The following is a 14,330-nucleotide window of genomic DNA, read 5'->3' as shown; positions in this document are numbered from 1 at the left end:
TAAAATTACAAAGGTATGTTTCCATGTTTTTTCTTCGGCAAATTCACCACTTTATTCTCTAAAAGGGCAAAGGCCTTTATTAATTTTCTACGGGTATTCTGGGGTTGAATAACTTCGTCTATAAACCCTCTTTCCGCTGCGCTATAGGGGTTGGCAAATTTATTGGCGTATTCCTCCTCTTTTTCCTTTAGTATGGCATCGGGGTCATCTGCCGATGTAATCTCTTTCCTAAAAATAATCTCACTGGCTCCCTTGGCACCCATTACCGCAATTTCGGCTCCTGGCCATGCATAGTTAAGGTCTGCCCCAATGTGTTTCGAATTCATAACGTCATACGCACCTCCGTAAGCTTTTCGGGTAATAACAGTGACTTTGGGAACCGTGGCCTCACTTAGGGCATATAGCAACTTGGCGCCATTGGTGATAATGCCGTTCCATTCCTGGTCCGTACCTGGCAGGAATCCAGGAACGTCGACCAATACCAAGAGTGGAATATTGAAACAATCACAAAAACGGGTAAATCGGGCTGCTTTTTTTGAACTGTTTACATCCAAAACTCCGGCCAGGCTCATGGGCTGATTGGCAACTATCCCAATACTTTTTCCCGCCAACCTTGCAAATCCCACGACTATATTTTCCGCATAATGCTTATGGACTTCAAAGAATGGGGAATCATCAATGATTTCAGTTATGATATGTCGCATATCATATGGCTGATTGGCGTTTTCGGGAATAATGGTTTCCAACTTTTCCCGGATTTCCGTATTTAAGGAATAGGGCAGTGGTTTTGTTGTTTCCTCACAATTTTGGGGCAAGAAACCAATGAGTTCCTTTATTTGAGCAATACAATCCAAATCATTTTCCGCTGTAAAATGGGTAACGCCGGATTTGGTGGCATGGGTCATTGCCCCGCCCAATTCTTCCGAACTAACCTCTTCATTGGTTACCGTTTTTACAACATTGGGCCCGGTGACGAACATATAACTGGAATTTTCCACCATTAGGGTAAAGTCGGTCATGGCAGGGGAGTAGACAGCTCCACCTGCACAGGGGCCCATAATGGCGGATATTTGTGGGATAACGCCGGAAGCCATTACATTCCTGTGAAAGATATCTGCATAACCGCCTAATGATCTTACACCTTCCTGTATTCTTGCTCCGCCACTGTCGTTCAATCCAATTAAGGGAACTCCTATTTTCATAGCCATATCCATTACCTTACAGATTTTTTCGGCATGGGTTTCGGAAAGTGAACCTCCAAATACGGTAAAATCCTGGGCGAAAACACAGACCTGTCTACCATTAATGGTTCCATAACCGGTAACTACACCATCTCCATAAAATATTTGTTTGCCCATACCAAAATCTTTGGTTCTGTGGGTTACCAAGGCACCCAACTCTTCAAACGAACCCTCGTCCAACAAAAAATGAATACGCTCACGGGCAGTGAGCTTGCCCTTGGCATGTTGGGCTTCTATACGTTTTTGGCCGCCACCCAATTTTGCCTTGGCAATTTTATCTTCGAGTGCTTTTATGTTTTCCTTCATTAAATAATGCTTTTTGCCATTTAGAATAATTGGTCCCGCTGTTGTTTATCTCTTGGTTCTTTTTAATGACCAATCGGAGTTTTGATTATCGGGAAGCTTTAGTTGCTCCTGGTGCTCCAAGAACAATTTTAATCCTACCAAAGCTGCAATTTTACGTTCCTGCCCATATTGTTGGTGTAATAGTTCCGGTTTGAAGTAGTTCTTTACAAAATGGGTGTCGAAATTCCCGGAAGTAAAGGCTTCATGTTCACAAACAAACTTCCCAAAGGGCAGGGTAGTGGAAATTCCCTTGATCTTAAAGTCCGATATGGCACGGATCATTAATTGAATGGCTTCCTCACGATTTTTACCATAGGTAATTAACTTTGCCAACATGGGGTCATAATACATGGGTATGGTCATGCCTTCCTCAAAACCGTCATCCAATCTTACACCTTCGCCCTCTGGACGCTTATAGGTTTCCAAAGTGCCCATGCTGGGTAAAAAATTGTTCAAGGGATCCTCCGCATAGACCCTGACTTCCAGGGCATGTCCCTTTATACTTAAATCTTCCTGTGAAAATGCCAATTTTTCATTTCTTGCAATTTTTATTTGTTGCTCCACCAGATCAATACCGGTAATTAATTCCGTTACCGGATGTTCTACCTGCAAGCGGGTGTTCATTTCCAGAAAATAAAATTTGTTATCACCATCCAATAGAAACTCCACGGTTCCTGCACCTACATAGTCACACGCCTTGGCTACTTTTACGGCAGCTTCCCCCATGGCTTTTCTTATTTCTGGGGTCAATATGGCTGATGGAGCTTCTTCCACAACTTTTTGATGTCTTCTTTGTATGCTACATTCGCGTTCAAAAAGGTGTAAAATATTGCCATGGGTATCTGCCAGTACTTGGATTTCTATATGTCTGGGAGATTCAATATATTTTTCCAAAAAGACGGAACCATTTCCAAAAGCTGCCTTGGCCTCGCTTATGGCACGCTCCATTTGTTCCGGTAATTCGGAAAGCTGATGTACTACCCTCATGCCTTTGCCACCACCACCGGCTGAGGCTTTTATTAAAACGGGAAAGCCAATCTTTTTGGAAATTTTCTGGGCCAGTGCAATATCGGTAATGGCCTCCTCAATTCCAGGTATCATAGGAATATTATAAGCTTTTACGGCCTCTTTGGCCGCTAATTTATCGCCCATAACTTCTATGGCATGTGGTTTTGGTCCAATAAAACTTAGGCCATTTTTGGTTACAAGTTGGGCAAAGGCAGCATTTTCACTTAAAAATCCATAGCCTGGGTGAATACCTTCAGCCTTGGTCTGGAGTGCTGCATTCACTATTTTATCCATATCCAAATAGGATTCTGAAGAGGGTGAATTTCCCAAATGCACCGCCTCATTGGCAAAGCGTACATGGGGCGCCTCCCTATCGGCAACCGAATAAACGGCAACGGTTTTTATTCCCATCTTTTGGGCTGTCCGCATAATCCGTAATGCTATTTCTCCACGGTTGGCTACTAATATTTTTTTCATCTTTATGCTAAGCTTATTCCATTTCAATTATAATCTGTCCTTTGTCAACTGCATCATTAACATTGACTTCGATTTTCTTTACAACCCCTTCTCCAGAGGAAGTGATGATATTTTCCATTTTCATGGCCGATAGCACGATCAACGGGGTTCCCGCTTCTACCTTCTGTCCTATCGTGACCATAATATCTATTATAAGCCCGGGCATAGGGGCTTTAATACTATTTATTTTATGGGTCTTGGCAGTTAATAAACCCATTTTTTCAACCATCCGATCGTATTCGTCCGCCAGGATCATTTCATAATTATTGCCATTGACTTCCACTGTAATTGTTTTACTGGCAAAATCGGTATTTAGGATATTGATGATATAGGATTGATTGTTCTGTAAGGCATGATATTGTAGTTTGCCAGTGGCAATTATATCCAAGGATGCAATTTCCTTTGGACCAATATTAAAATTTTCCTTGTCAACAATGATATTATAGTGGGTCATATATTACAGTTTCATAACCCGGCAGAGCATTATTATACTAGGACCAAATGCCAGGATCAATTAGCTAAAAAAATTACCAAGGATTTTTAGGTTCCATCTAAATGTAAAATGGTAATAAATCATTTGACAACGGTGGAAATCCTAATTATCCCTACTTGTGCTTTCAATTTTTAAGTTGAAAGTAATGTTAAATAGTCCTAAATAATATTAGGCCCAATAGCACAGATGATTCCGGTTTAGTGCTTTCACTAAGATATGTAAAAGATTTAAAAGACAAATGCGTTGGGGATATTTCCCGTCATCCAGAAATAATTGGATTTATGAAAATACGAGTAGTGTACTGATAATCAATGTCTTCATTTTTGATTGAAGGATTATTTCCATAAGAAGGGGCTGTATACTTAATTCACTACCCTTATAATTTTAAAAAAAGGACAATTTTATCCTTAATATGATTTTTATCATGTTTTTTGTTTCAATGGCAGCCTAATTTTGTCCAAATAAATTGTTAAAAGAAATAAACGATAAGTGAGATTGATAATTTATAGACACCGATTTAAACATTACGAATAATTAATAAACAAGTGACCAATAACAATTAAATAATAAGCAAATGAAAATAATTTTTAAAAGTAGCGCAGTTCTTTTTTCTGTTTTGATGATGAGCTGTGGAGGTAAAGAAGAAAAGAAAAAAGAGGGCTTTAGTGTAGATAGGGCAAAAACTACAACCGAGCAACCTGCACCAGCTCCGGAGGCGACATCTACCAGGGCTTCAGAGACTGTAGATTTAGCCAATAAAGGGGTGGGGCCAATTACCTCCATAACCTTGGCGGCTGATATTGATCAGGAAATGGCTAAAAAAGGAGAAGAAATATACGGTCAAATGTGTTTGGCTTGCCATAGAGTTGGTAAAAAGTTCATTGGACCGGCCCCAAATGGTGTCTTGGGAAGACGTAGCCCGGAATGGGTAATGAACATGATTTTGAATCCTGAGGTTATGGTTAAGGAAGATCCCTTAGCAAAAGCCTTATTGGCCGAATTTAACGGCGCTCCAATGGCCAATCAAAGTCTAACAGAAGAACAGGCAAGAGCAGTATTGGAATACTTTAGAACCTTATAACCTTAAATATATACAACTATGTTCCCGACCAATTACTTAAAATTACTGGTGGTGTCATTTTTTATTCTGGGCCTTACGTTCAGTTGTAAAAATGAATCAAAAACGACAACGACTCCAAATTCTGACAATGTTGGAACGGAAGAGATGGAAAAGCAGGGCCAAGCCTTCATAGAAAATGATGGTTCTACCCCTAACGTATTGCAAATTGCCATAGGCTCTCCGGACCATACCACTTTAGTGGCGGCTGTGCAGGCTGCGCAATTGGAAAACGTCTTGGTTAATGCGGGTCCCTTAATGGTATTTGCACCTACCAATGAGGCTTTTGCAGCACTACCGGCAGGTACTGTGGAAGATCTTTTAAAACCGGAGAACAAAGATGCTTTGGCAAATATTTTAAAGTTTCACGTTACTGCTGGCAATTACAGCAAGGATTTTTTAAAGAAGTTTAAAAAATTGGGGCAGGCCAATGATCAGAACACTACCGTCGAGGTAAAAGGTGATGATGTTTTTATTGGTGGTGCAAAAATTATTGCAAGTATACCAGCAGGTAATGGAATTGTACATGTGGTAGACAAGGTAATGCTACCTCCTACAGAATAGTTATAAAACTCAATAAACAATTAAATTATAAACAATGAAAAAATATACTTATTTAGTACTAGGATTCTTGGGCTTTGCCGCATTATTGACGAGTTGCGGCAACGGTAACCAAGGTAAAGGTTCTTCCGGGGCATTAAACTCGAGCAATGCCGAAAAAGTCTATGTGGCTCCAGGGGAACATGATGAATTTTACGCTTTTATGTCTGGAGGATATAGTGGCAATTTAACAGTTTACGGCCTGCCATCTGGACGTATGTTCAAGGAAATTCCCGTATTCTCACAATTTCCCACCTCTGGGTACGGCTATTCTGAAGAAACAAAGCCTATGTTAAATACCTCCCACGGGTTTGTGCCTTGGGATGATTCTCACCACCCTGATATTTCGCAAACTAACGGAGAACTGGATGGACGCTGGATCTTTATTAATGGTAATAATACACCAAGGATTGCACGGATAAGCTTAACGACCTTTGAAACAGAAGAGATTATTGAGGTACCTAATAGTGCTGGTAATCACAGTTCATCTTTTGTTACAGAGAATTCTGAATACGTTGTGGCTGGAACGCGTTTTTCGGTACCTATTCCACAGCGTGATATGCCCATAAACGAGTATAAAGGAAACTTTCAAGGTGCTCTGTCTTTTATAAGTGTTGAGCCGGAACACGGCCAAATGGATATTAAATTCCAAATCATAATGCCTGGGTTTAATTATGATCTTTCGCATCCCGGACGTGGAAAATCTCATGGTTGGTTCTTCTTTACCACTTATAATACTGAGGAAGCCAGTACATTGCAAGAAGTGAATTCTTCTCAGAACGATAAAGATTTTATTGCCGCCATAAACTGGAAAAAAGTTGAAGAGTTTGTTAACAATGGTGGAGGAACAAAAATGCCAGCCAATTATGCGCATAATGTATATGATGAGTCTACACATACTGCAACAAGTACCATGAAAAAGGAAGTGCTTACAGTAAACCCCCTTGATGTACCTGGTGCGGTATTCTTTCTGCCAACTCCAAAATCACCTCATGGTTGTGACGTTGATCCTTCTGGAGAATACATTATTGGTAACGGAAAACTGTCTGCTGATTTAACGATACATTCTTTTGATAATATGATTGCTGCTATTGAGGGTAAAAAGTTTGATGGAGAGGCATATGGTATTCCTATCTTGAAATTTGAAGATGTACTTGCCGGAACGGTAAAAAGTGGAGGTTTAGGACCATTACATACCGAGTTTGATGGAAAAGGCAATGCCTATACCACTTTCTTTATTTCCTCGGAGGTGGTGAAATGGAAATTGGGAACTTGGGAGGTTATCGATAGAAAACCTACCTACTATTCTGTAGGTCACTTGATGATTCCGGGTGGAAATTCAAGAAAGCCTTTTGGTAAGTATGTAGTAGCACTTAATAAGATTACAAAAGATAGATATTTACCAGTTGGTCCAGAGATGGAGCACTCGGCTCAGATTTATGATATCTCTGGTGAAAAAATGGAACTTCTTTATGATTTCCCTACTCATGGGGAGCCACATTATGCAGCAGGAATCCCAGCTGAACTGTTGGCTCCTAAATCGAAAAAGTTTTATAAACTCTCAGAAAACAAACACCCCTACGCTACTTTAGGTGCAAATGATGCCAAAGTGGTACGTGAAGGTAAAGATGTACATATTTATATGTCAACGATCCGTAGTCATTTTACCCCCGATAACATTGAGGGTGTTAAGGTGGGAGACAAGGTATATTTTCATATAACGAACCAAGAGCAGGATTTTGATGTACCACACGGTTTTGCTGTGATAGGAGCAAATACCTCAGAATTATTGGTAATGCCAGGGCAGACCAAGACAATAATTTGGGAACCTAAGCAAGTTGGGGTATGGCCGTTCTATTGTACCGATTTCTGTTCGGCACTTCACCAAGAGATGCAAGGTTATGTTAGGGTTTCACCGGCAAGTTCCAATATAGAAATTTCATGGTCCCTTGGCGATTAGCTTTACTTATTTTTAGTTTTTTAATAGAAAAAAGCGGGTTTGGTTTAAGAAACTGCCCGCTTTTTTCACAAGTTGAAGAAAAGGAAAACCATCCAAAACATTTTTCAATTTGTAATTTATAAAGACAGTAGTAATGAAAAAAGCAAGTTTTTTAATGATTATAGGCCCATTGTTTTTATTGGGTTTGTTTGCCTTCCCTTTATGGAATATTATGTTGGGTGCGCCCCAATATCCTGAACCATTGGGAATGAATATACATATCTCGGGAATTCAGGGTGTCTCGGAATTTGATCTTCAGAATATAGATGGACTCAATCACTATATAGGAATGAAGACCATTCCTAAACCGGGTGAAATGTGGGAATTTGATATTTTTCCCATGGTTATTATCGGAATGATAGCCCTTGGCGTATTAATAGGGCTGCTGGGCTTTTTCGGAAAAGTGGGTTTCAAATGGTTTTTGGGCTGGTTTCTACTGATGTCTATTTTAGGAGTTTTGGGTATGTACGATTTTAATGAATGGTTAACGGACTATGGCTCCAATTTAGATCCCCACGCTATTATAAAAGTGATCAATGAAGATGGAACACCAATGACTTATAAGCCACCCCTGTTTGGGAATCAAAAGATGTTGAATTTTGATGTAACTTCACTTCCACATACTGGTGCCTATATGATGTTTCTTGGAATGACTCTTACTTTGGTAGCGTCATATTTAGGTTGGAAGAGCAAGAGCTCCGCGGAAAAACAGGAATCAAAAGAAGCGGTGGCCGCATAATTTTAAAAAATTGAAGGTATGGTTATCTACAGAATACTTATTTTTTTATTCTTAATATTTGCTTCTTCCTGTAGGATAGGTCCACAACCCATAGCATATGGATCTGATGGATGCCACTTCTGTAGTATGACCATTGTGGATAGGCAACATGCAGCCGAAATTGTTACGGATAAAGGAAAGGTCTTTAAGTTCGATTCAAGTGAATGTATGATGAATCACGTCAAGGATCTGGACCAAAGGGAAATTGCCCTTTACCTGGTAAACGACTTCGATCGACCGGGGGAATTGATTGATGCTACCGAAGCAACCTATCTTATAAGTAACCGTCTACCAAGTCCGATGGGCGAATTTCTAACTGCTTTTAAGGACGAGAAGGCCGCTGTGGAAGCCCTTATGATCTATGAGGGGGACTTAATGAGCTGGGAACAATTAAAACTGAGATTTCAACTGTAGACAATTGGAAATCATCTTATTGGTATGAAAGGTAGGGTAACCTATAACCAGAATGCAAAATTTTCATTTTTCCGCCTTTCAGGCTTAGCCAATTTTAATATATAATTGATTAAAACAATACAATAACTATGTACATCATTAATAGTCAGATAAAAAATCAGGATTACAATAAGCTTCAGGTAAATAAACTGGTTAAAACAGAAGCTTTGGAAATATTGAACATCAGTCTGGAAAAAGGATCTATTTTTCCCGAGCATATTGCTCCAACAGATGCGCAATTGATTGTTCTGGAAGGAGAAATTATCTTTCATATCAATGGTAAATCCTATCCCATAAAAGAACAGCAACACTTTAGTTTTCCAAAAGAAGTCCCACATTGGGTGTCTGCCGAAGAAAACTCTAAATTTTTGATTATTAGATAATGGGGAAAATTAGTGTTTTAGTTGGTTTTTTTCTGCTACTCTTTGGGAATCATTTATGGGCCGGGACTATAACGGTCTGTAGTTCCTGTGAGGTGAAAACCATTAAGGAGGGCATAGCGGTGGCCGCTGATTTTGATACACTTTTGATTAAAAAAGGGACTTATCGGGAATTTAATATTCAGGTAAACAAACCCTTGACAATTATAGGGGAAAACTATCCCGTGATTGATGGGGAAGATCAAGGGGAAATCATTACCATAGTTTCAAATAATGTTACCTTGGACGGATTGTTTATTATTAACGTCGGTACCAGTTATACATCGGATTATGCAGCAATAAGGGTAGTGAAGAGCGAAAATTTTCTGATACAGAATGTGGTGTTGGAAAAGTTGTTTTTCGGTATTTATCTGGAAAAGTGCAAGAACGGTAAGGTCTACCACAATAAGGTTATTGGTGATGCTGTGGATGAATATAATTCTGGCAATGGCATACAATTGTGGTATTCCCAAAACATTGTGGTGAAGAATAATATTGTTCAGCATGTACGGGATGGCATCTATCTGGAGTTTTCGGACAACATAACAATTGAAAACAATATCAGTTCGAACAATCTTCGCTATGGGTTGCATTTTATGTTTTCCAATGATGACATCTATAAGGACAATACCTTTGAAAACAATGGGGCTGGGGTTGCGGTCATGTTTTCCAAAAGAATAAAAATGTTGGGCAATACCTTTAAGAAAAATTGGGGTACCGCCTCATTTGGAGTGTTGTTAAAAGAGATAAATGATGCCGAAATTACGGGCAATACTTTTGAGGAGAATACGATAGGTATCAGTATTGAAGGATCCAACAGGATAAATTATTCAAAAAATAACTTTGTAAAAAATGGTTGGGCCATTAAAGTACGTGGTGCCTGTTACACCAATACCTTTATCCACAATAATTTTATGTACAACTCCTTTGATCTGGCTTACAATAGTAATCTAAACGATAATATATTTGAAGAAAACTATTGGAGCAACTATACAGGCTATGATCTGGATAGGAATGGCACTGGCGATATTCCCTACAGGCCGGTAAAATTATTTTCTTACATAGTAAACAGAACCCCCGAGACAATTATCCTATTGCGAAGTTTATTTATGGATATTATTGATTTTTCAGAAAAAGTATCCCCCGTATTTACACCGGATGAATTAGTTGATGCAAAACCGTTAATGAAAAAGATCAAATGATACACGTTGAAAGTTTACATAAGAAATTTGGCAAAAATGAAGTATTGTCAGGATTGGAGCTCGATATCGACCAAGGCGGTATTTTTGCTATCCTTGGGCCCAATGGCTCAGGTAAAACAACGCTGATCAAGACTATCCTAGGAATGGTGATTCCCAACAAAGGGACTATTTCTGTAATGGATTCCTTGGTTAAAAATAAGTGGAAGTACCGTCAGGATATAAATTACCTTCCCCAAATTGCCAATTTTCCAGGAAACTTAAAGGTCAAGGAATTAATAGCAATGATAAAGGACATAAGACAAAAACCCAGTGATGAGCAAAAGCTTATAGGCCTCTTTGGACTGGAGCCTTTTTTGGATAAAAAGTTGAGCAACCTTTCCGGAGGTACCAAACAAAAGGTGAATATAGTATTGACCTTTATGTTCGATAGTCCTTTGATTATTTTGGACGAACCTACCAATGGTTTAGATCCCTTGGCACTGATTCGCCTCAAAGAACTTATTGCTGAGGAAAAGGCCATAGGCAAAACCTTTTTGATTACCTCCCATATTATGCAGTTTGTTGAAGAGGTTTCCGATGAGGTAGTTTACCTTCTCGAAGGTGAAATCTATTTTAAGGGAAGTATTGCCGAACTAAAAATAAAAACAGGACAAACGAATTTTGAACATGCCATAGCGGCAATATCAACTCACAATAAGCATGATTAAAATATTAAAATACAGTTTTTACGACCTAATGCGCAGTAGATGGAGTTATGTTTATTTCCTGTTCTATCTGTTGTTGGGGTTTGTACTGTTGTTTTTGAACAACGAGCTGTCCAAAGCGGTTATTACCCTAATGAATGTGATTATAGTGTTGGTACCCTTGATAGGGACTATTTTTGGTGTAATGTACTATTACAACTCCAAAGAATTTACTGAACTTCTTTTGGCACAGCCCATTAAAAGGTCGTCTATATTTTTGGGGCAGTATTTTGGAGTGGCAGGTTCGCTCACGATGAGCCTCGTCCTAGGTTTGGGAATCCCCTTTGCCCTGTACGGATTATTTGAAAGTAATGCCATTTGGGATTTTTCACTATTGTTGATTACTGGAGCCTTTTTAACCTTGATTTTTACTGCAGTTGCTTTCAATATTGCCCTATCCAATGAAAATAAGATTAAGGGTTTTGGATATGCCGTATTGGCCTGGTTGTTTTTGGCGGTAATCTATGACGGACTTTTTTTAATGTCATTGATCGTTTTTGAGGAATATCCTTTGGATAGTTTTTCATTGGTAGCCACCATGTTTAATCCTATAGATTTATCAAGAACTTTAATATTGCTTAAATTGGATATTTCCGCTTTACTTGGTTATACGGGAGCTATTTTTAAGCAATTTTTTGGCACTAATTTAGGGCTTGTCATGTCTATTTGTATGCTGCTGCTATGGACCATAATCCCCGTTTGGCGATTGAGTTATGTGGCAAAAAGAAAGGATTTTTAATCTTCTTATACAAGGACATGCATTTTTAGTCTAAAATGTTTCCCTATAAAAATAATTCCCCAAACTTTGGGGAATTATCTTCATATAAAACTTTTAAAAAGTTAAACACTTCTACCTGTTACCAGCTTGTAGACAATCAAAATTACTGCGATTACCAATAATGTATGCAAAATTCCGCCTACATCAGGGAATGCTGCGAAGCCTATAAGCCAAGCGACTACCAAGATTACTACGATTATCCAAATAATGTCTTTCATAATATAAAGTTTTAGTTATTAAATAATTTAAAATATCGGTTACTATACAGGAATCGAATCTGTCTTCTCCATCCGATCCCAATTTCGGTGCTTAGCTATTGCATTGACAAAATCTTTCGGCTTGGTATTGATGCAGATCGCTTTGTCATCTTTAAAATCCTTTACATAGGTTTTGTCCAAGAGATTTTCTGCCTCATTATCCGCAGCGATTGCTTTACAATGTTTCAAAGCTTCGTTTATGAATTTGAGATATTTTCCATTTTTCATCAAACTATCTATTGATTTTTTTCCGCCCGGAATATAGATCGCATCAAAGAGTACGCTTTCGGTTGTACTTATCGCAGCATCTATTTTATGCTCCATCCCGGTATCACATTTGATAATTCCGCCATGGGGCCCTATTAATTTGACCATAGCATTTCCGTCTTCTAAAACCTTTTGCATTTGCTCAAAATCATTCATGGCAAAACCGTCTGCCACAAGCACTGCGATCTGTCGTGTGGCAATGCTGTTGAACTTATTGTTGGATTGACTTAAAGCAGCCGATTTTTCTAAATAATTCTTTGCTTTTCCAGGTTGAAAATCCTCTACCTTACTATCCGCGCCAATGGCCTGATTAATGGGCTGTTCTATGCTTTCCGGAATATTAATCCCTAGATTATTTGCTACTTTTTTTGCCAGGTCCCCATTAATCTGATCTATCATCCATAACATTCGTTCCTTAATGTGTTTATGTTTACATTTTCCCAACTCAAAGGAATAGGCATCGGTTACATGTTGTTTCTCCCAATCCGCCAAACTCCTATAGAAAAGGGCAGGTTGAGAAAAAAAGTCTATAAAGCTTTCGCTTCGTGAACGGATTTTCTTGGCGTCTATTCGTTCTTCATAAGAAGAAAACGCACCTTCCGCTATTTTGGACAGATGTGGGCACCCCCCTCCAAGGGTATTGGGGAAATAAGCGGTCTGACCTTTAGGAATACGCGTCTGCATATGTCCGTCCCGTTGATTGTTATGTGTTTGTCCAATAGGTTGGTTGATAGGAATCTGATGAAAGTTAGGACTTCCCAGTCTCGATAACTGTGTGTCACGATAAGAGAATATTCGGCCCTGAAGTAAGGGGTCATTGCTAAAATCGATTCCCGGTATAATATTTCCTGGAAGAAATGCGACTTGTTCTGTTTCCGCAAAGAAATTTTCAGGGTTCCTATTCAAAGTCATCTTTCCTACGATGGTTACAGGTACCATTTCTTCGGGAATAAGTTTTGTAGGGTCCAATAGGTCGAATTCATATTTATGTTCATCGGCATCCGGCACAATTTGAAAGCCAAGTTCCCATTCGGGATATTGTCCGGCTTCGATGGCCTCCCACAAATCACGTCTATGGAAATCGGCATCGGCCCCATTAATTTTTACGGCTTCGTCCCATGTTACGGAATGTACCCCAAGCACAGGTTTCCAATGGAATTTAACAAAGTGGGATTCTCCCTTTTCGTTGATTAACCTATATGTGTGTATACCAAAGCCTTCCATCATACGGAGACTTCTGGGAATGGCTCGATCACTCATTACCCATATTTGATTATGTAAGGTTTCTGGCGTTAAGGAAATAAAGTCATAAAACGTATCATGCGCAGATGCTGCTTGGGGAATTTCATTATTGGGCTCTGGTTTAACAGAATGTATAAGATCGGGAAACTTCATTGCATCCTGTATAAAGAAAATAGGCATATTATTTCCTACAAGATCCCAAGTACCTTCCTCCGTATAGAATTTAACAGCGAATCCCCGTACATCTCTGGCAAGATCTGGCGAGCCTTTAGAACCTGCGACGGTGGAAAAACGTACAAATACAGGAGTTATGCGTTTGGTGTCATTAAATATTCCGGCCTTGGTATATTTTTTTTGATTTTCATACAATTCGAAATAGCCATGTGCCCCACTACCCCGGGCATGAACAATTCGCTCCGGAATCCTTTCATGATCGAAGCTTGTAATTTTTTCCCGAAGTAAAAAATCCTCTAGAAGGGTGGAACCTCTTGGTCCGGCCTTTAAAGAATTGTTGGTGTCATTAATTTTGACTCCTTGACGACTGGTTAAAGGCTGGCCTTGTGCATCGTCTATAAAATTTTCTAGTTGATCTGTTTTTTTTGTAAGCTTTTCCTTTTTAGCCATGGCATATACTTTAGTGATAAATTCAACTGCATTAAAGCTAACAAGGATAATTTCATAAACGTAGCTCAAAAGAAATAGAAATTGACTCTATCCTATATGGATTTTTGAGGAGCGGGGATTAAAAAATGTTTTAGGAATATGGACTGTAATTGATGAAACTGGATGAGCTGAAGTTTTTTCAACACAAAGCTATCAATATTATTCCCGATCTATAACTCCGGAGCTATCTATCCTTTGCGGTTGACCGT

14 protein-coding genes are annotated in these 14,330 nt (G+C 39.1%); 9 read left to right on the top strand and 5 right to left on the bottom strand.

Going from position 1 to position 14,330, the window contains the following annotated elements; genetic code table 11:
• Positions 1-5: 5 nt before the first annotated feature.
• From H4O18_RS17465 to H4O18_RS17455, 3 genes are read right to left on the bottom strand one after another with little or no spacing between them, the layout of a single operon-like run.
• Complete coding sequence (locus H4O18_RS17465; RefSeq protein WP_187586978.1) at positions 6-1,547, bottom strand: acyl-CoA carboxylase subunit beta; 1,542 nt, start codon at positions 1,545-1,547, stop codon at positions 6-8.
• A gap of 45 nt (positions 1,548-1,592) precedes the next feature.
• The gene (gene accC / locus H4O18_RS17460) at positions 1,593-3,071 is read right to left on the bottom strand and encodes an acetyl-CoA carboxylase biotin carboxylase subunit (protein ID WP_187586976.1); all 1,479 of its coding nucleotides are present in this window, start codon (positions 3,069-3,071) and stop codon (positions 1,593-1,595) included.
• 13 nt (positions 3,072-3,084) lie between these two features.
• On the bottom strand, positions 3,085-3,564 hold the full coding sequence (locus H4O18_RS17455) for an acyl-CoA carboxylase biotin carboxyl carrier protein subunit (protein ID WP_187586974.1): 480 nt from the start codon (positions 3,562-3,564) through the stop codon (positions 3,085-3,087).
• A 613-nt stretch (positions 3,565-4,177) separates the two neighbouring features.
• Here H4O18_RS17455 and H4O18_RS17450 point away from each other — a divergent pair.
• The 9 genes from H4O18_RS17450 to H4O18_RS17410 all read left to right on the top strand — a co-directional run bounded on the left by H4O18_RS17450 (position 4,178) and on the right by H4O18_RS17410 (position 11,653).
• Positions 4,178-4,684, top strand: a complete 507-nt coding sequence (locus H4O18_RS17450; RefSeq protein WP_187586972.1) for a c-type cytochrome — start codon at positions 4,178-4,180, stop codon at positions 4,682-4,684.
• Positions 4,685-4,702: 18 nt separating this feature from the next.
• Entirely contained in the window at positions 4,703-5,284 is a 582-nt protein-coding gene (locus H4O18_RS17445) for a fasciclin domain-containing protein (protein WP_187586970.1), read from the top strand.
• A gap of 34 nt (positions 5,285-5,318) precedes the next feature.
• Entirely contained in the window at positions 5,319-7,280 is a 1,962-nt protein-coding gene (gene nosZ / locus H4O18_RS17440; RefSeq protein ID WP_187586968.1) for a Sec-dependent nitrous-oxide reductase, read from the top strand.
• A gap of 133 nt (positions 7,281-7,413) precedes the next feature.
• Positions 7,414-8,058, top strand: coding sequence for a hypothetical protein (locus H4O18_RS17435; protein ID WP_187586966.1), 645 nt, complete (start codon positions 7,414-7,416; stop codon positions 8,056-8,058).
• Between the two features lie 18 nt (positions 8,059-8,076).
• Positions 8,077-8,511, top strand: coding sequence for a nitrous oxide reductase accessory protein NosL (locus H4O18_RS17430; protein ID WP_187586964.1), 435 nt, complete (start codon positions 8,077-8,079; stop codon positions 8,509-8,511).
• Positions 8,512-8,639: 128 nt separating this feature from the next.
• Positions 8,640-8,933, top strand: coding sequence for a cupin domain-containing protein (locus H4O18_RS17425; RefSeq protein ID WP_187586962.1), 294 nt, complete (start codon positions 8,640-8,642; stop codon positions 8,931-8,933).
• Positions 8,933-10,171: a nitrous oxide reductase family maturation protein NosD gene (locus tag H4O18_RS17420; protein WP_187586960.1), complete on the top strand. Its 1,239-nt coding sequence runs from the start codon at positions 8,933-8,935 to the stop codon at positions 10,169-10,171. The genes H4O18_RS17425 and H4O18_RS17420 overlap by 1 nt, the downstream gene beginning before the upstream one ends.
• Positions 10,168-10,878: an ABC transporter ATP-binding protein gene (locus H4O18_RS17415; protein ID WP_187586958.1), complete on the top strand. Its 711-nt coding sequence runs from the start codon at positions 10,168-10,170 to the stop codon at positions 10,876-10,878. The genes H4O18_RS17420 and H4O18_RS17415 overlap by 4 nt, the downstream gene beginning before the upstream one ends.
• On the top strand, positions 10,871-11,653 hold the full coding sequence (locus H4O18_RS17410) for an ABC transporter permease (RefSeq protein ID WP_187586956.1): 783 nt from the start codon (positions 10,871-10,873) through the stop codon (positions 11,651-11,653). The genes H4O18_RS17415 and H4O18_RS17410 overlap by 8 nt, the downstream gene beginning before the upstream one ends.
• A gap of 101 nt (positions 11,654-11,754) precedes the next feature.
• On the opposite strand, the gene H4O18_RS17405 is transcribed toward H4O18_RS17410, so the two are convergent.
• Entirely contained in the window at positions 11,755-11,910 is a 156-nt protein-coding gene (locus H4O18_RS17405; protein ID WP_187586954.1) for a lmo0937 family membrane protein, read from the bottom strand.
• Between the two features lie 42 nt (positions 11,911-11,952).
• On the bottom strand, positions 11,953-14,082 hold the full coding sequence (locus H4O18_RS17400; protein WP_187587052.1) for a catalase: 2,130 nt from the start codon (positions 14,080-14,082) through the stop codon (positions 11,953-11,955).
• Positions 14,083-14,330 lie beyond the last annotated feature (248 nt).

Origin of the sequence: Arenibacter arenosicollis (assembly GCF_014397245.1) — a bacterium.
Classification (GTDB): Bacteria; Bacteroidota; Bacteroidia; order Flavobacteriales; family Flavobacteriaceae; genus Arenibacter; species Arenibacter arenosicollis.
The sequence above is the reverse complement of the archived record's forward strand: the minus strand, read 5'-3'. Positions and strand labels throughout refer to the sequence as shown.

Excerpts from the sequence above, each read along its gene's own strand:
- H4O18_RS17465 (WP_187586978.1), bottom strand. The coding sequence starts at position 1,547 with ATGAAGGAAAACATAAAAGCACTCGAAGATAAAATTGCCAAGGCAAAA.
- accC (WP_187586976.1), bottom strand. The coding sequence starts at position 3,071 with ATGAAAAAAATATTAGTAGCCAACCGTGGAGAAATAGCATTACGGATT.
- H4O18_RS17455 (WP_187586974.1), bottom strand. The coding sequence starts at position 3,564 with ATGACCCACTATAATATCATTGTTGACAAGGAAAATTTTAATATTGGT.
- H4O18_RS17450 (WP_187586972.1), top strand. The coding sequence starts at position 4,178 with ATGAAAATAATTTTTAAAAGTAGCGCAGTTCTTTTTTCTGTTTTGATG.
- H4O18_RS17445 (WP_187586970.1), top strand. The coding sequence starts at position 4,703 with ATGTTCCCGACCAATTACTTAAAATTACTGGTGGTGTCATTTTTTATT.
- nosZ (WP_187586968.1), top strand. The coding sequence starts at position 5,319 with ATGAAAAAATATACTTATTTAGTACTAGGATTCTTGGGCTTTGCCGCA.
- H4O18_RS17435 (WP_187586966.1), top strand. The coding sequence starts at position 7,414 with ATGAAAAAAGCAAGTTTTTTAATGATTATAGGCCCATTGTTTTTATTG.
- H4O18_RS17430 (WP_187586964.1), top strand. The coding sequence starts at position 8,077 with ATGGTTATCTACAGAATACTTATTTTTTTATTCTTAATATTTGCTTCT.
- H4O18_RS17425 (WP_187586962.1), top strand. The coding sequence starts at position 8,640 with ATGTACATCATTAATAGTCAGATAAAAAATCAGGATTACAATAAGCTT.
- H4O18_RS17420 (WP_187586960.1), top strand. The coding sequence starts at position 8,933 with ATGGGGAAAATTAGTGTTTTAGTTGGTTTTTTTCTGCTACTCTTTGGG.
- H4O18_RS17415 (WP_187586958.1), top strand. The coding sequence starts at position 10,168 with ATGATACACGTTGAAAGTTTACATAAGAAATTTGGCAAAAATGAAGTA.
- H4O18_RS17410 (WP_187586956.1), top strand. The coding sequence starts at position 10,871 with ATGATTAAAATATTAAAATACAGTTTTTACGACCTAATGCGCAGTAGA.
- H4O18_RS17405 (WP_187586954.1), bottom strand. The coding sequence starts at position 11,910 with ATGAAAGACATTATTTGGATAATCGTAGTAATCTTGGTAGTCGCTTGG.
- H4O18_RS17400 (WP_187587052.1), bottom strand. The coding sequence starts at position 14,082 with ATGGCTAAAAAGGAAAAGCTTACAAAAAAAACAGATCAACTAGAAAAT.